Below are 16,232 nucleotides of genomic sequence, written 5' to 3' on the forward strand. Positions count from 1 at the left end.
TCTTTAGCCGCTGGTGCGGATGGCGAAATCCACGCCAACTTCGTCCCAGTTCTCCTGTTCCTTCTCCAGCCAGTACGACAGCGTGGGATGCTCGGCCACCCATTCGCGGCGGATCTCAAGCTCGATGCGGTTCTTCACGCGCAGCTTAATCAGGCTGAAATCGATGTCGATGCGCGAGTGCATGAACAGCACCGCCAGCCGCAACGCCACCACCGCCTTGGCGAAATCCGGCTCGGCCAGCACCTCGACCACCTTACGCAAATTGCCCTTGTGGGCCAGGATCAGGCGGCTCATGACCTTTTGCTCGCGGGTGGTAAAACCCGGCAGGTCGGCGTTTTCGACCATGTAGGCGGCGTGCTTGTGGTAGCCGGTCTGCGACACCACCAGGCCCACCTCGTGCAGCAGCGCGCTCCAGTACAGATGGCGCGTGTACTCCTCGGTGGCCGGCTTGGTCTGCAGGTACAGCGCCAGCGCGTCGTCGGCGACGCGGTTGGCGCGGCGCTCGTCGACGTGGAACTTCTGCAGGCAGGCCTGCACCGACTGCTCGCGCCGATCGCGCTTGGTCGAGCGCAGGTGCAAATCCCACATCACGCCCATGCGCAGGCCCGCCTCGATCGGCTGCACCACCGGGATATCGAGCTCGCGCACCAGGCCGATGAGGATGGCCAGGCCGCCGATGATGGTGCTGGCGCGGTCCGGACGCAGGCCGGCCATCTCGATCTTGCTGACATGGCCGAATTCAATGAAGCGCTGTTTCAGGGCGCTCAAGCTGGCGGCGTTGACTTCGCGCCCGATGCCGTTCTTGACGATGATGTCGGCGATGGTGCGGGCGGTGCCCGACGAGCCGTAGCACTGCTTCCAGAACTGCGGCCGGTAAGGCGGCGCCGCGTCCTCGAAATGGCTGCGCGCCGACAGGATGGCCGCCTCGAACGACGGCGCGTCGACCCGGCCGCCGACGAAGAACGCCAAGCTTTGCTTGACCGTGCCGACGCTGAACGATTCGACCTTTTCGATCTCCTGGCCGCGCCCCAGTATCAACTCGGTCGAGCCGCCGCCGATATCGATCACCAGCCGGCGCTCGCCGGGGGTGGCCAGCGCGTTGGCCACCCCCATGTAGATCAGGCGCCCCTCCTCCTCGCCGGAGATGATCTCGATCGGATGGCCGATGGCCAGTTCGGCCTGCGGCAGGAAAGCGGCGGCGTTGCGCGCCACCCGCATCGCCGAGGTGGCGACCACGCGCACGCCATCGAGCTTGTAGCCGTCCAGCACGGCGCGGAAATTCTTCAGGCAGGCCAGCGCGGTCTGCATCGCCGCCGGCGTCAGGTTGCCCTTGTCGTCCAGCCCGGCGGCCAGGCGTATCGGTTCGCGCACGCTTTTCAGCACGCGGATCGCATCGCCGTCATGCTTGCCGACGTGGAGGCGGAAACTGTTGGAACCCAAATCTACTGCTGCGTACATAATGAAAGCCTCTCTGTGCAAACGGCTACGAAGGCTTGCGTTGCTTCGGATAAAACCGGAATCAAACTAAACGATTTACACGGTTACTAAAATCATCACGATATGCGCCCATTATGACAGCGTGATGACGCCCATGCTCGCGCACGCCACGCGCACGCCATGAAACGCCATGGAACGCGCGCCAAACGTGTCTTTACGGGCCTACGCCTCCAGCGCGCCGGCGGGCGACTGCGCCTCGGCCACCCGGTTGCGGCCGGACGCCTTGGCCTCGCGCAGCGCCTCGTCGGCGCGCTTGAACAGGCTCACAGCGCTGTCGTCGGCCCGTATGGTGGTCACGCCCAGACTGGCCGTCATGTTGATGACGGCTTTTTCCGCCTTCACCGGCAGCAGTGCGATGGCGTTGCGGATACGCTCGGCTACCATCATGGCGTCGTCCTGGGTAGTGCGCGGCAGCTGGATGGCGAACTCGCCGCCGCCCAGGCGGCCCATCAAATCGCTGTCGCGCAGCTGTTTTTTGCAGACATCGACCATCGCCACCAGCACCATGTCGCCCACGGCGTGGCCGTAATCGTCGTTGATGCGCTTGAAATGGTCCAGGTTGAGGATGATCAACGCCGTCGGCAGGCCCGGGCGGCGCGCCAGCGCCATCCACGGCGTCAGCGCCTGGTAGAAGCCGCGCCGGTTCGGCACGTCGGTCAGCGGATCGAGCACCTCCAGCCGCGCCAATTCGCCGTCGAGGCGCTCGTGCGCCAGCAGCAGGTAGCCGAAAGCGTTGCTCAACATCATCAAATACAGGGCGGCGATGCCGACGCCCTGGATCAGCGCCGGACTCACCCAGCCCCAGCCTTCGGGCAGCGCCAGCGACAGCAGGCCGCGCGCCACCACGGCCAGCGCCAGCACCAGCATGGCCACCACCAGATAGCGGCGCAGCATGGTGCCGGCCGACCAGCCGCGTCCCAGCGCGGCCGCGCCGGCGACGAAGAAGAAGCCCATGACGACCGAGGTGATGGCGATGCGCTCGGGCGCCGGCTTGTCGAGCAGCCAGGCGCTGACGAAAATCGTGATCGCCGCCGCCAGCACCGGCACCAGATAGCGGCGCCACACGCGCCGGCCGGCCTGCTCCCACAACGCCGAGGCGTCCAGCGCGAAGCCGGTGAACAGCAAGGCGTTGGCGAAGGGGATCGTCAGGAAATCGGGCAAAGTGCCGCGCAGGTACAGCAGGGTCCAGGCCACGGCCTGGAACAGCTTCGCCCGGGACCAGGTGGCGGTGCGCGCGGAGCCGGCAGCGGCGCCGCTGGTGCTCTGCTGCTGCTCAAAAAAGAACAGCGCCGCGCACAGGCTCAGATTGCCCAGCGCCAGCGCCAGTACCAGGGTTTTTATATCCATGACCGGGGGCTGGTCAGACCTCGTGCTCGACGTTGGTGCTGCCGTCGCCCATTTTGCTGGCCCATGCCTGGGTGAAGTACACTTTTTCGTCCTCGGTCGGCGCGTCGTGCCAAAACACGATCAGCGTGCCCTTGTGGTCGTGCAGCTGGCTGACCTTCTCGATGAAAGTCTGCTTGCCGGCCACGTCAGCCAAGGCGACGACGTAACCGTAGACCCGGGTCAGGCGCTCGATGCGGTCCGGTTCGGTCAAGCTGTTGGTGGCGGTAAGCGTAGGGTGATCTAAAAACATCGTCTCTCTCCAAGATGGCAGCCAAGGGGCTGCCGGGGCTAACGTCAATGTACCTATTATTTTTCCGTCTGTAAATGCAAGCATGGCGGCCGCGACCGCCTGTGACACAATCGCGCCGCTTTTAGCCCGTGCTGCCGGACCGGCATGCTACTATAAATCGCCCATGTAAATCCACAAGACAACAAATCTTGACGCCACCCACCCTTCGTCCCCTGGTCCACACGCGCGGCGACAAGCGCTCGCTTGAATTTGAGCCGGGCATGATTCAAAGCGAAATGCGGCTCTCGCGCCCGGACGACCTGGTCCTGAGCTATGCGCGCGCGATGATGTGTTTTGTGTTGTTTCATCCACGGCCGGAGCACATCGTCATGGTCGGGCTCGGTGGCGGCTCGCTGGCCAAATTCTGCTACCGCTACCTGCCGCACAGCCGCATCACCGTGCTGGAGTTGCGCGCCGACGTCATCGCCCTGCGCGAGCAATTCGCCATCCCGCGCGACAATGCGCGCTTTCGCGTGGTCGAGGCGGATGCCGCGTTGTACATGCGGCAGTTGCGCGGCGCCGTCGATGTGCTGCTGGTGGACGGCTTCGACGCCGTTGGCCTGCCGCCGGAACTTGGCAGCGCGGCGTTTTACGCCGATTGCCGCCGCGCGCTGCGGCCCGGCGGCGTGCTGGTGGCGAATATATTCAGCTACGACCCGCACTATGGCGCGATGTTGCGGCGGCTGCGGCACGCTTTCCAGGGGCGGATTTGCTGGTTTCGCGGGATCGCGGGGAATAACCGGATTCTATTCGCGGTCAAGGGCGGCGCGCCGTCGCCGGCGCTGGCGATGCAGCAGAAGGTGGCGCGCAGCCATGGGCTGGCCTTGCCGGTGTTGAACCGGCTGCTGGCGCATTGGACGGTGCTTAAACTGCGCTGGAGCGCTCGCCGGGGCAAATAAACCATGTCCACATGCCTGAACAAATTCTGAAACACGTAGGGCGGATTAGGCGGAACGCCGTAATCCGCCAATGCATGCGCCGTCGAAACGCACGCATTGGCAGATTACGCTGCGCTAATCCGCCCTACGTATATCCGGAGTGTATTCCAGGTCGGCATCCGGGGTCCGCGTCCATCGCGGGCAGATTTACGTGCTACCGCGCTGAATCAACTCGAACCCCGTATCGAACACGCGCGACGCCGTCGACTGGTCCCCGGTGACGCCATCGATGCGGTCAAGGATCGCCTGCGCCGCCACCAGCCCGATATTGCGCCCGTCCACCCGCACCGTCGATAACGGCGGATGCGTATGCGCCGCAAAATTCAAATCGCCGAAACCGATCACCGCCAGTTGCTCCGGCACCTTCAAACCACGGCTCATCGCCTCGATCATCAACCCATGCGCCAAGGTGTCCGAACTGCAATAGACCGCGTCGATATCCGGCGCCAGCGCCAGTAGCCGCGTCAACCCCTCGCGCCCGGCCTGCATGGTGGTCGGCGGCGGCATCGTCTGCACCGCCGCCACGGCGATCCCCATTCTGGCCAGCTCGGCCTGCAAACCCTGGTTGCGCCGCTCGGCGCGCGGATCGTCCGCCGACAGCACGGCGATGCGCCGGTAGCCGCGCTCGACCAGATGCCGCGCCAGCGCGTGGCCGACGCCTTCGTGCGAGAAACCAACCACCATGTCGATCGGCGACGGCGACATGTCCCACGCCTCGACCACCGGTATCCGGGCCAGTTGCAGGCGGCGCCGGGTGATATCGGTGTGCAGCGTACCGGTCAGCATGACGCCGTCCGGACGCCGGCTCAAAATGGTCTCGACCAGCACCTCTTCACGCCAGGCCTCGTAGCGGGACAAGCCCAGCAGCACTTGGTAGCCCGCCTGCGTCAGCCGGTCGCTGGCCGCCTCCACCATGTCGGCGAAGATCGGCGTGGCGATGGTCGGCAGCACCAGCGAAATGAGCTTGCTGCGGTTCGACGCCAGCGCGCCGGCCATCATGTTCTTCACGTAACCGGTCTGCTGCACCGCCTCCTGCACCTTGGCCACCGTGTTCGGGCGCACCAGATGCGGCTGGTTCAGCGCGCGGGACACCGTGATCGGCGATACACCGGCCACCTTGGCGACATCGATCAAGGTCGCACCGCTGACGCTCAGGTCGGCGGTAGGCGTGTGCAACACCCGCAGATCGTTCTTGTCGGCATTTTTGGCGGCCACCTTGGCAGCCGCGCCTTTGGCGGCGTTTTTGCCATCGGCTTTCACGGCGCCTTTAGTGGCGGGCTTTGCCTTCTTCACAACAGGCTTGGTGGTTTTTTTGTTATCCATAACAACGGATTATACAGCAGCACATCATTTTCAATCATTACCACAAGCTTAAAAGTCAATCCGATGAGCAAATTTGTGTTGAAATTTCCAAGGGCGGCCGGTATGATCGAATGATAGCGCAATCATTAGCACGCACCGACCAGGAATCACAATGCCACAACAACCTACACCCACCACCCACGACACGCCGCGCGTGGTCGCCATGCGCGTCATCCCGGTCGCCGGCCGGGACAGCATGCTGCTGAACCTCAGCGGCGCCCACGGCCCCTACTTCACCCGCAACCTGGTGATCCTGACCGACAGCGCCGGCCGCACCGGCGTCGGCGAGGTGCCCGGTGGCGAGGCGATCCGCCAGACCCTGGAGGACGCGCGCGAGCTGGTGGTCGGCCGCGCGCTGGGCGACTACAACGCCGTGCTCAATCACGCGCGCCGGGCCTTCGCCGACCGCGACGCCGGCGGCCGTGGCCTGCAGACCTTCGACCTGCGCGTGGCGATCCACGCCATCACCGCGCTGGAGGCGGCGCTGCTTGATTTGCTGGGCCAGTTCCTCAACGTCCCGGTCGCCGCCCTGCTCGGCGACGGCCAGCAGCGCGACGCCGTCGAGATGCTGGGCTACCTGTTCTATATCGGCGACCGCAAGGCCACCGACTTGCCCTACGCCGACACGCCGGCCGACGCCGCCGAGGGTGACGACTCGTGGCTACGCCTGCGCAACGAAGCGGCGCTGACGCCGGAGGCGGTGGTCCGCCTGGCGGAGGCGGCGTACCAGCGCTACGGCTTCAACGACTTTAAATTAAAAGGCGGCGTGTTCAGGGGCGAGGAGGAAATCGAAGCGGTCACCGCGCTGGCCGAACGCTTCCCGAACGCACGCGTCACGCTGGACCCCAACGGCGGCTGGCTGCTGAAAGACGCGATCCGCCTGTGCCGCGACCAGCACGACGTGCTGGCCTACGCGGAAGATCCGTGCGGCGCCGAGAACGGCTACTCCGGCCGCGAAGTGATGGCCGAGTTCCGCCGCGCCACCGGCCTGCTGACCGCCACCAACATGATCGCCACCGATTGGCGCGAGCTGGGCCACGCGATCCAGCTGCAATCGGTAGACATCCCGCTGGCCGACCCGCATTTCTGGACCATGCAGGGATCGGTGCGAGTGGCGCAGATGTGCCACGAATGGGGCCTGACGTGGGGTTCCCACTCGAACAACCACTTCGACGTGTCGCTGGCGATGTTCACGCACGTGGCCGCCGCCGCGCCGGGCAAGATCACCGCCATCGACACCCACTGGATCTGGCAGGACGGCCAGCACCTGACGCGCGATCCGTTGAAGATCGAGGGCGGCATGGTCGAGGTGCCGGCCAAGCCGGGTCTTGGTATCGAGCTGGATATGGAGGCCGTCGAAGCCGCGCACCAGCTCTACCTCGGAATGGGCCTGGGCGCGCGCGACGACGGCGTAGCGATGCAGTACCTGATCCCGGGCTGGAAGTTCAACAACAAGATGCCTTGCATGCTGCGTTGATGTTGCCGACTACCTGCACAATGCCCCGATCCCGCACCGTCAACCTTGCCCGACTTACCCGGGTGCTTGCCGCATGCGCTTGGCTGATGGCTGCAAGCGCAGCCCATGCGCTCGGCACCGCCCGCTTTGTGCAACTGGATGGCAGTGACGGCGTTGTCGTTGCGGCCAAGGGACGCGCGGCGCCACTGCTGGTGTCGACCGGCGATTTCCCCGGCGTGCTGCGGGCGGCGCGCGATGTGCAGCGTGACATCGGCAAGGTCAGCGGCGCCACCCCGGCGTGGCGCACGGATACCGTGAGCGCGGCGGAAGACATCATCATCGCGGGTACCTTGGGCCGCCACCCCGTGATCGACCGTCTGGCGAAGGAAGGAAAAATCGATGCGGCGAAACTTGCCGGGCAGTGGGAAGGTTTTCTGATCCAGGCTGTCGTCGATCCAATGCCGGGCGTGAAGCGCGCACTGGTCATCGCAGGCAGCGACAAACGCGGCACGATCTATGGCCTGTATACGCTGTCCGAACAGATCGGCGTGTCGCCGTGGCACTGGTGGGCCGATGTGCCGACACCCCGCCACCGTTCGCTCACCATTCCGCTCGCCACGCGCGTTGCGGAAAAGCCCGTCGTGCAATACCGTGGCATTTTCCTGAACGACGAAGCGCCGGCGCTCACCAACTGGGCAAAGGAACGCTTCGGAGGCTTCAACCGGCAGTTTTACGAGAAACTGTTTGAACTGATGCTACGCATGCGGGCAAATTACCTGTGGCCCGCGATGTGGTATTCGTCGTTCTATGACGACGACAAGGGCAATGGCGAGCTGGCCGACACGATGGGCATTGTCATGGGTACATCGCACCATGAGCCGATGATGCGCGCCCAGCAGGAATGGCACCGTTATGGCAAAGGCCCCTGGGACTATCAGAAAAATGGCGACACGCTGCGCGAATTCTGGGCCGGCGGCTTGCGCAATACACGGCACTACGAAAGCGTCATCACGATGGCCATGCGTGGCGACGGCGATGAACCGATGGCCGAGAGCGCCAACGTAGGGCTGCTCGAACGCATCGTCGCTGACCAGCGCGACCTGATCCGGAAAGAGTGGCAACGCGAGCCCGATACCGTTCCCCAGTTGTGGGCGCTGTACAAGGAAGTGCAAGACTACTATGAAAAAGGCATGCGCGTGCCGGACGACATGCTGCTGCTCTGGTGCGACGACGCTGTAAGTCTTCAACAAAGGTTGAATATTAGCGTAGCCTTGCGCGATTCCCTGTTCGGCCAACGCCTCCGCGTCAAGATGAACAGCGCTGGTATAGTCCAGCTCTTGCGACATAGCGGGTAGGCTAGCGCCGAATATAAGTGCGCCTACTAGGCGCGCAATAGATTTCATCGATAAACTTATTGGATAGCGAACGTCTGTAATTGGCCGTTACGCCACTAGATGCTTGATGTTGCAGCCACTTATACAAATCCGCCTTTAGCGTCTGATGTTGGAGCGGCAAATTCCTCGTGCAAACTACGGATAATTTTCTTCAGCGCAGTGTCCTCCGCTTTTGCATCGTCAGGATGCAGAGCTCTCGATATATGCCTGGCTGCATCTGCGAGTATTGTGCCCCAGGCCAATTCCTCATCAATGCCCATACCATCTCTATACATGCCAATCTTTAGTGAGCAGTGCAACTGCTTCTCAGCCACCCAAACACGCAGCATTTCGACAGAAGCAACATCTCTTAATGCAGCGGGGGTATGGGGCGTTCATTCATATAAATCTATCCAAAAATTTTCGATGGTTGCTTTTTGCCGCACTTGGCTCATTAGCAGAATATCATCTTGCTCAAACGAAAAGCTCACCAATTACCACATCATCTTCCGCATAGCTCGGCAGCCGTGTTCCCTGGACAGTTAAACCACAGCGGCGCTGAACGAATCGGGGCGCCGCGCAAGCAGATGAGATAGCCGTTGAAGACCCGCCTGTAAGCGTTCACGGTCCGGGATGCTACCCAAAGAGATCCGAATGGCATTCACGGAGCCGCCGCCTGTTGCGAATGCCTCCGCCGGCGTGACTGCGATGCCTTCGCGCTCGGCTGCGCGCGCCAGTTGTGAGGGATTCCAATACGCCGGCAGTTCGAGCCATACATGCAGGCCGTCCCCGGCGCCGCTGTACCGCCCCGCCAGAATATCCCGCGCCATCCGGTGGCGCAGTCGCGCCTCCTTGCGTATGCCTTCCATCAATCGATCAGCCGAACCGTCGAGTATCCACTGGGTGGCCAGTGCGGCCGTCAGAGGAGCGGCCATCAGCGCAAACGACCTTAGCGCGGCCAGGAAACGTTCTCGTTCGTGCGGGTCACGTATGAGCACGAAGGCGACACGCAAGCCGGGTGTCAGGCATTTCGACAGGGTTGAGATGTAGATCACCTGTTCCGGGGCTAACACAGCAATAGGTGCTGGCGGGGCATCGGCAAGGAGCCAGTAGGGATCGTCCTCGACGATGCGTACATTGCAGCGCTTCGCGATGCTGGCGAGCTCCTTGCGCCGGCGTTCCGGCATGGTGACGGCGGTCGGGTTCTGCAACGTCGGATTGAGATAGACCAGCCCGGGCTTGTGCTGGCGGCACGCTTCCTCAAGCATCCCGGGCACCATCCCGTGCTGGTCCGCGCCCACGGCGATGATGTGCCGGCCGAATTGGGTCGCGGCCGCACGCAAGCCGGGATAAGTCGTTGGCTCTGCCAGGATGACATCGCCGGGCTCCGTCAGCGCAAGGGTCAATGCGGCGATCGCCGCCTGCGCGCCCGGACAGACAACAACCTCTCGAGCATCCAGCTGTCCAAACATCGGTTCGAGCCATTTGGCGCCAGCCTTGCGGTCGGAGTCGCTTCCCCCGCCCAGGTGGTAAGTCATCAGCAATGCACTATCTGCGCTGATCAGCACTTGAGACAAACCTTGTTTCATCAGATCGTCGAAGTCCACGCCATCCGGCGGCGGTGGGGTATTCATGCTCAGGTCGAGGATCGAGGTCAATTCGACTTTCGGCACGGCGACATAAGTGCCTCGGGCGCCACGGCCCTCCAGCAAGTTGCGGCGTCTGGCTTCGTCGTAGGCGCGCGTGATGGTCGTCAGGTCGACGTCCAGCTGTGCCGCCAACTGGCGCTGCGGAGGTAGCCGCTCACCCGGTTTCAGCGATCCATCCACCACCGCCGCTTGCAACGCATCCGCAATCTGCAAAAACCTTGGCCCTTTGTTCCCGGCCAATCGCGGCAACCAGAGCGGCACATGTTCATCTTGTATGGTTTTTACCTGGGACATTTTGTCTCAATGTATGGAAATTGTTTTTAAGTAGTATGCCTCACAATAGATAGCGTCATAGCGTGGAAATACTCAAAATGGTGGATTGGATCCCTGTAGTCTTCGTTGTCTTCAAGTTTCTCGTGCTTGGCACGGGCATGTTCTACGCCATCAAGTGGCATTACGACAAAGGGAAGAAGGCGGAGGAAAAGCGCGCGGTGCTGCGCGCAAGCGGCAAGGTCGTTGCAGTCTTCGTACTCGGGCTGCTGGTCGTGGGGCTCGTCACCTTCGTCCTTATCAGGATGCTCGGTATGGACTTGAACTTCCTGTGATGGCAAAGATAGTCGGCCAATAGCCAGTGATACGGAAAGCGATCGACCGATGCGGCTGTTGGGCGGCATCGGCAGGCCGGTTAGGACTCGCTTCGGCGAGTAGCATCGCTTCTATCGCGCGCTTTCTCGATCACCCCTTGCGCGCGCCGTCGTGCACCATCTGGCGCGATTGTTTGCGTAGCAGCGCCTGTTCCCAGCGCTGCTTTTGTTCTTCGGATTCGGGCACCAGGGTCGGCACTTCGACCGGCTTGCGGCCGGCGTCGACCGCCACCATCGTGAAGTAGCAGCTGTTGGCGTGGCGCACCAGGCGCTGCTGGATGTTTTCCGTCACCACGCGGATGCCGACTTCCATCGAGGTGCGGCCGGTGTAGTTGATCGAGGCCAGGAACGTCACCAGCTCGCCCACGTGGATCGGTTGCAGGAACATTACCTGGTCGACCGACAAGGTCACCACGTAGCTGCCCGAGTAGCGGCTGGCGCAGGCGTAGGCGACGCTGTCCAGGTACTTGAGGATGGTGCCGCCGTGCACGTTGCCGGAGAAGTTGGCCATGTCCGGGGTCATCAGCACGGTCATGCTCAGTTCGTGGGCCGACCACGTCATTGGTTTTTCCATTGTTTGCTCCCTAGTTTAGTTTTAAAAATCGTTGTGTGCCGCGATGGCCTCATCATTTGGATTCCGTCTAAACCACGTAGGGCGGATTAGCGAAGCGTAATCGGCCATGTGTGAGCCATCGGCGGCGCATGCATGGCCGATTACGGCGTTCCGCCTAATCCGCCCTACGTGTTTCAGATATCTTTTACTGGCGCTAGCTGGCGCAGCACTTGTTCGATATCGGCGACCAGGCCCGGACCGGCGTCCAGCACCAGCCCCAGCTGGTCCCAGGCGCGGGCCGAGGCGCCCTCCTTCAACGTCACTTCCGCCAGCTGCGCCAACGCCGCCATGCGGTCCGCGCCAACCGTGCCGGACAGTCCTTTGAGCGTGTGCAGCACCGGCAACGCGGCCTCGGCATCCCCGGCGTCGCGCGCTTCCCTCAATTGCGTCGCCAGCTTGACCGATTCCACTGCGAAGCTGCGCAACGCCATCAGATAGACCGGCTGCAAACCACCCATGCGCTTGAGCGCGGCGGTGCTGTTCAGTCCGGCCTCGGGCAGCGGCATGGCGCCGCTGTCGGTGGAGACAGCGCTGACGGCGGCGGCAGGAGCGGGAGCGGCAATGGCGGCGGGAGCGGCAACCTGAGCGATCGCACCGTCGGCAGCGGCCGGCTCCTCGGCCGCCACGCCAGCCGGTCCGGTACCGCGTCCCACATGTTTGAGGATCACGTCGATCAGTTGCGCCAGATCGAACGGCTTGCCGATGTGGTCGACCATGCCCGCCTCCAGCGCGGCGACGCGGTCGGCGGCCATGGCGTTGGCGGTCATGGCGACGATCGGCGGCGCGCCCGCCCCCAGCAGCCGGCGGATCGCCCGCGTCGCCTGGTAACCGTCCATCTCCGGCATCTGGATATCCATCAGGATCAGATCCGGCATCGGCCCGCCGCGCGTGACCGCTTCGATCGCGAACGCGCCGGAGCCGACCACCTCGACCCGCGCACCGTCGTTGCCGAGCAACTCGCTGGCCACCTGCTGATTGGCCGGATTGTCGTCCACCAGCAGCAGCCGCAAGCCGGCCAGCCGCTGCCTGGACGGCACCGACACCAGCGACAGCGGCGCGCGCCGTTCCATGCGCGCGTCGGCCACGGCGTCGAACAGCATCGAGGCGGTGACCGGCTTGACCACGAAACCATCGAGCACCGGCGATAAATCGTCGTGCTGCTGCGCCAGCAGTTCGCGGTCGTGCGCGGTGACCATGACGATCAGCGGCATCTTGCCCGACGGCGCCAGCTTGCGGATCTGGCAGCTGGTCTCCCAGCCGTCGAGCGTGGGCATGCGCCAGTCGATGAACACCACGTCGTAGGCGCGCCGCTGCGCCACCTGTTCCGACACGGCGGCCAGCGCCTCGTGGCCGCTGGCCGCCAGATCGACCTGCCAGCCAAACGAGCCGGCCATTTCGCTCAGCACCATGCGCGCGACCGGGTTGTCGTCGACCACCAGGCACTTGAGCCCGCGCATCAACTCGGCGGGCGGTTGCGCGCCCTGCTGCGCCTCCGGCGCCGGCTGCTGTTCCGCCGCCTCGCATTCGATGGTGAAATCGAACACGCTGCCCTTGCCCGGCGTGCTGTCGACGCCGAGCGTGCCGCCCATCAGCGCCACCAGCCGCTGGCTGATCGCCAGGCCCAGCCCCGTGCCGCCGTAGCGCCGCGCGGTCGAGGCCTCGGCCTGCGAAAAACCGTCGAAGATGTGCCGGCACTGTTCCTCGGAGATGCCGATGCCGGAATCGCGGATCGCAAACCCGATCGACAAGCGCTTGCCGTCGCGCGCGAGCAGCTTGGCCGACAGCACAACCTCGCCGTGCTCGGTGAACTTGATGGCGTTGCCGGCCAGGTTCAGCAGGATCTGCTGCAGCCGCAGGCCGTCGCCGACGATCAGGTCGGGCAGCGCCGGGTCGATGCGGAACAGCACCTCGATATTCTTGCTGCCGACATTGGCCGACAGGATCACGGCCAGGTCGCGCCACAATTTGTCGAGCCGGAACGGGTGCGGGTCCAGCGCCAGCTTGCCCGCCTCCACCTTGGAAAAGTCGAGGATGTCGTTGAGCAGCCCCAGCAAGGCGCTGGCGGCCGAGTGGGCCTTGGACGTGTAATCCTGCTGGCGCTCGCTCATTTCGGTCTGCTGCAGCAGTTGCAGCATGCCCAGCACGGCGTTCATCGGCGAGCGGATCTCGTGGCTCATATTGGCGACGAAGTCCGATTTGGCGCGGCCTGCCTGCACCGCCTCCTCCTTGGCCTGCTGCAGCGCCAGGCGCGAGGCGCGCGACTCGGTGCGGTCGGTGCTGCTGCCGACCCAGCTGACGATCGCGCCGTCGGCGTCGCGCTGCGGCAGCGCGTGGTTGTCGAACACGCGCCAGACGCCGTCGCGGCGGCGCATGCGGCAGTCGCAGCGGAATTCGGTGCCCTCGCCGCTGGCGCGCCGCCAGGCCGCCGCCATGGCCGCGATGTCGTCCGGATGGATCACGCTCGACCAGTTGTCGTCGCCCATCATCTGCTCGGGTGGAATGCCGCTGAACTCCTCCCAGTGGTGGCTGAGGAAATCGACGCGCAGGTTCGGCGTGGCGGTCCACACCATCTGCGGCAAGCCTTCCGTCAGCGAGCGCCAGCGCGACTCGGACGCCGTCAGCTGCGTCAGCAATTCCTGCAGCGCCTGCTTGTTCTCCATCAGCTGCTCGACCGACTGGAATTGCTTGCGCAAGCCGAAGCGCACGCTCATCAGCAACCCGCCGGCCAGGAGCAACAGCAGCGAGGCGAAGACGGCGGCGTTGCGCACCTCCTTGCGCCACGGCGCCAGGAAGTCGTCGCTGGCCAGCCCCACCACCACGTACACCGGATAGGCGCCCACCCGCGACACGCTCAAGGTGCGCTCGAGGTTGTCGCGCGGGCTGATGACCGTATAGGTGCCCCGGTCCTCCTTGCCGTCCATGATGCGCTGGGTGATGGCGTTGACCTTGATGGTGGTGCCGAAGAGCATGTCCTCGGCCTCCGGATAGCGGTGCAGCACGCGCTTGCGGTTATCCAGCAACACGATCGCGCCGTGCTCGCCGATGTTGAGCGCGGCGAACGCTGCCGTCAGGCGCGCGCTGTTGATAAGGACATAGGCGGCGCCCCCGAAGCCGCCGTCCGGCATCGTCAGCGGAAACGCCAGCGGCAACACCCACTCGTCGCTGATGCGCGACCTGGCCGGCGTGCCGATGATGAGCTCCTGCTCGCTTTTGGCGCGCTGGAAGAATTCGCGGATGCTCAGGTCCTGCGGCTTGGCCGGGTCGACCCGCTCGCCGTAGATCACGCGCCCGGCGGCGTCGGCGCCGCGCACGGCGTCGGCCTGCGGGATGCGCTCCTTGAGCGAACGCAGGTAGGCGCTGAACTTCTCGTTGTCGAAGCGCCCCGCCGCGTGCATGGCCTGGAACTCGACGCCGGCGCGGCGCATCGCCAGGTCCACTTCGAGGAAATGGGAGTTGAGGAATTTCTCAAGGGTGATGGCAAGGTTGCGCGAGGTCTCGTCGGCGGAGGCGTAGTAGCGCAGGCGGCTCTGGTTGAGCACATGCCCGATACCCAGCAAAACGATCAGCAAGACGACGGCGACGGCGGCCACCAGTACGCCAAACAGCTTCCTAAACTTCCGCAGGGTATCGACTCTCATCAGGGGATGCGCGCTCTCATTTACGCCAGTTGCTCATTTATTACTACATTACAGCAAAAAAAACGCTCCAGCGGAGCGTTTTTTCAATCACAAACCTTGATTGGCGATATCGGCCAGCGACTCGCGGCCCTTGTCGCTGAGCTCAAAGCCGCCTTCGGCGAGCGGCACGATGTGGGATTTCTTGCCGAGGAACATGGCCACGTCGGCGTCGAGCGGGCTGGCGGGGTCGGCCTCGATGGCGCGCAAACCCAGGATGCAACGGCGCAGGAACAAGACTTCCTCACCCTTGTCGGTGAGCGAAATGCGGCCGTTCTTGGCGATGGTGAACAGTTTGATGCCGGCCAGGCGCTTGGTGTTGCGACCGACGCAAGCGCTGACGCGCTCGCCTTTGATACCGCGTTTGACTTCGTCGAGCGCGTTGTATTCGTCTTGCGTTAATTTCTCGTTCTTCATTGCCATTTTTTCCATAAGAGACTGCTGCGGCCCTCATGGTACGCGCCCGGCGGGATGACGGCAAGAAAATGCGCCGCCAACGCGTTTCGGATGAAACGCCCGACCCACCTGGACAATGGCGGAATGGACTGCTTTACAGCGCCCGGATCGCCAGCCACACCAAGCCGATGCTAGCGAAGGCGGCGATACAAATCAGGGCTTGCACACGCTTCGTGCTTAACACGACACTACGACGACGACCGAGGTAGATTTTGTTGTGTAAGGAATTGCCCATGATGCTCTCCGTGAACGAAAAACGATGACATGACTAAATTATAGGAACAGTTTCATGACAGCAGTGTGACGTTGAACACAAAGATATAAATTTGTATCTGCCGAGCAACGATAATCACACTTTCTCACGCCGTCCACCGCGCGCCGGTTCACACGGCAAACTGCTAGCATGGGTTTCAGTCAACTAAGGAGTCCATCATGAATCAGCCAACCAAATCGGGTCCCGACGACCATGCCGCTGACGGCGGCCACATGCTTGACGAAGCCGACATCGGCAGCGGCGAGCGCTCGCCGAGTCAGCGCGAAACCGACGAGGCAATCAAAAGCATTCCGCCCCTGCCGGACGACGGCGAGCACGACAAGCCCAAGCAGGCCCCGCGCCCTTAGTACAGTCCCGGCTTTCCGGCCGCCGCTCAGACCTTGAGTGGCGGCGCCTTCGGCGTTGGTTCCTCGATCGGCGCCTGGTCCGGCACTGGCATATTGTCCGGCGGCGGATCTTTTTCCGGCTGCGGCGGCGGCACCTCGGGGTCGGGTGTCGAATGGGCGCGCTGCGAAGCGGCGTACTGGTCGATGGCGGTCATGGCTCGGTCCTCCTAAGTGGGTTCCACATGTAGATCGGGCACCCCACGCGATTCACAAGCGCTTGATTGCTCAGTTGCGT

At 63.6% G+C, this 16,232-nt stretch carries 16 protein-coding genes; 5 read left to right on the forward strand and 11 right to left on the reverse strand.

Features of this window, described 5'->3' with window-relative positions; all coding sequences use genetic code 11:
- Positions 1-3 precede the first annotated feature (3 nt).
- From NHH88_23465 to NHH88_23475, 3 genes are all read right to left on the reverse strand, one after another.
- Positions 4-1,458: a Ppx/GppA family phosphatase gene (locus NHH88_23465; protein ID USX12628.1), complete on the reverse strand. Its 1,455-nt coding sequence runs from the start codon at positions 1,456-1,458 to the stop codon at positions 4-6.
- 201 nt (positions 1,459-1,659) lie between these two features.
- On the reverse strand, positions 1,660-2,844 hold the full coding sequence (locus NHH88_23470) for a GGDEF domain-containing protein (GenBank protein USX12629.1): 1,185 nt from the start codon (positions 2,842-2,844) through the stop codon (positions 1,660-1,662).
- 13 nt (positions 2,845-2,857) lie between these two features.
- Complete coding sequence (locus tag NHH88_23475; protein ID USX12630.1) at positions 2,858-3,133, reverse strand: hypothetical protein; 276 nt, start codon at positions 3,131-3,133, stop codon at positions 2,858-2,860.
- A 260-nt stretch (positions 3,134-3,393) separates the two neighbouring features.
- Here NHH88_23475 and NHH88_23480 point away from each other — a divergent pair, with 260 nt between their 5' ends.
- Positions 3,394-4,071, forward strand: a complete 678-nt coding sequence (locus NHH88_23480; protein ID USX12631.1) for a fused MFS/spermidine synthase — start codon at positions 3,394-3,396, stop codon at positions 4,069-4,071.
- 186 nt (positions 4,072-4,257) lie between these two features.
- On the opposite strand, the gene NHH88_23485 is transcribed toward NHH88_23480, so the two are convergent.
- Positions 4,258-5,433 (reverse strand): LacI family DNA-binding transcriptional regulator, encoded by a 1,176-nt coding sequence (locus NHH88_23485; GenBank protein ID USX12632.1) that lies wholly within the window; start codon positions 5,431-5,433, stop codon positions 4,258-4,260.
- A gap of 151 nt (positions 5,434-5,584) precedes the next feature.
- On the opposite strand from NHH88_23485, the gene gudD reads away from it, so the two are divergent.
- Together gudD and NHH88_23495 are read left to right on the forward strand one after the other, a co-directional pair.
- A complete protein-coding gene (gene gudD, locus NHH88_23490; protein USX12633.1) occupies positions 5,585-6,949 on the forward strand; it encodes a glucarate dehydratase in 1,365 nt (454 codons plus the stop codon).
- 86 nt (positions 6,950-7,035) lie between these two features.
- The gene (locus NHH88_23495) at positions 7,036-8,283 is read left to right on the forward strand and encodes a glycosyl hydrolase 115 family protein (protein ID USX12634.1); all 1,248 of its coding nucleotides are present in this window, start codon (positions 7,036-7,038) and stop codon (positions 8,281-8,283) included.
- 119 nt (positions 8,284-8,402) lie between these two features.
- On the opposite strand, the gene NHH88_23500 is transcribed toward NHH88_23495, so the two are convergent.
- Both NHH88_23500 and NHH88_23505 read right to left on the reverse strand, forming a co-directional pair.
- Positions 8,403-8,651, reverse strand: coding sequence for a DUF5076 domain-containing protein (locus NHH88_23500; GenBank protein USX12635.1), 249 nt, complete (start codon positions 8,649-8,651; stop codon positions 8,403-8,405).
- 192 nt (positions 8,652-8,843) lie between these two features.
- Complete coding sequence (locus NHH88_23505; GenBank protein ID USX12636.1) at positions 8,844-10,244, reverse strand: PLP-dependent aminotransferase family protein; 1,401 nt, start codon at positions 10,242-10,244, stop codon at positions 8,844-8,846.
- A 77-nt stretch (positions 10,245-10,321) separates the two neighbouring features.
- On the opposite strand from NHH88_23505, the gene NHH88_23510 reads away from it, so the two are divergent.
- Positions 10,322-10,555 carry a hypothetical protein gene (locus NHH88_23510; GenBank protein USX17406.1) on the forward strand — a complete coding sequence of 78 codons (234 nt, stop codon included), beginning with the start codon at positions 10,322-10,324 and terminating at the stop codon, positions 10,553-10,555.
- 130 nt (positions 10,556-10,685) lie between these two features.
- Here NHH88_23510 and NHH88_23515 read toward each other — a convergent pair whose 3' ends face one another.
- The 4 genes from NHH88_23515 to NHH88_23530 form a co-directional block, all read right to left on the reverse strand.
- Entirely contained in the window at positions 10,686-11,168 is a 483-nt protein-coding gene (locus tag NHH88_23515; protein USX12637.1) for an acyl-CoA thioesterase, read from the reverse strand.
- Positions 11,169-11,341: 173 nt separating this feature from the next.
- Positions 11,342-14,845: a response regulator gene (locus tag NHH88_23520; GenBank protein ID USX12638.1), complete on the reverse strand. Its 3,504-nt coding sequence runs from the start codon at positions 14,843-14,845 to the stop codon at positions 11,342-11,344.
- A gap of 87 nt (positions 14,846-14,932) precedes the next feature.
- Entirely contained in the window at positions 14,933-15,298 is a 366-nt protein-coding gene (locus tag NHH88_23525) for a hypothetical protein (protein USX17407.1), read from the reverse strand.
- Positions 15,299-15,431: 133 nt separating this feature from the next.
- Positions 15,432-15,572 carry a hypothetical protein gene (locus NHH88_23530; protein ID USX12639.1) on the reverse strand — a complete coding sequence of 47 codons (141 nt, stop codon included), beginning with the start codon at positions 15,570-15,572 and terminating at the stop codon, positions 15,432-15,434.
- A gap of 197 nt (positions 15,573-15,769) precedes the next feature.
- On the opposite strand from NHH88_23530, the gene NHH88_23535 reads away from it, so the two are divergent.
- A complete protein-coding gene (locus NHH88_23535) occupies positions 15,770-15,958 on the forward strand; it encodes a hypothetical protein (GenBank protein USX12640.1) in 189 nt (62 codons plus the stop codon).
- Positions 15,959-15,984: 26 nt separating this feature from the next.
- On the opposite strand, the gene NHH88_23540 is transcribed toward NHH88_23535, so the two are convergent.
- Complete coding sequence (locus tag NHH88_23540; GenBank protein ID USX12641.1) at positions 15,985-16,152, reverse strand: hypothetical protein; 168 nt, start codon at positions 16,150-16,152, stop codon at positions 15,985-15,987.
- Between the last annotated feature and the right edge of the window lie 80 nt (positions 16,153-16,232).

The sequence above is a fragment of the Oxalobacteraceae bacterium OTU3CAMAD1 genome (assembly GCA_024123915.1).
Taxonomy (GTDB): Bacteria; Pseudomonadota; Gammaproteobacteria; order Burkholderiales; family Burkholderiaceae_D; genus Rugamonas.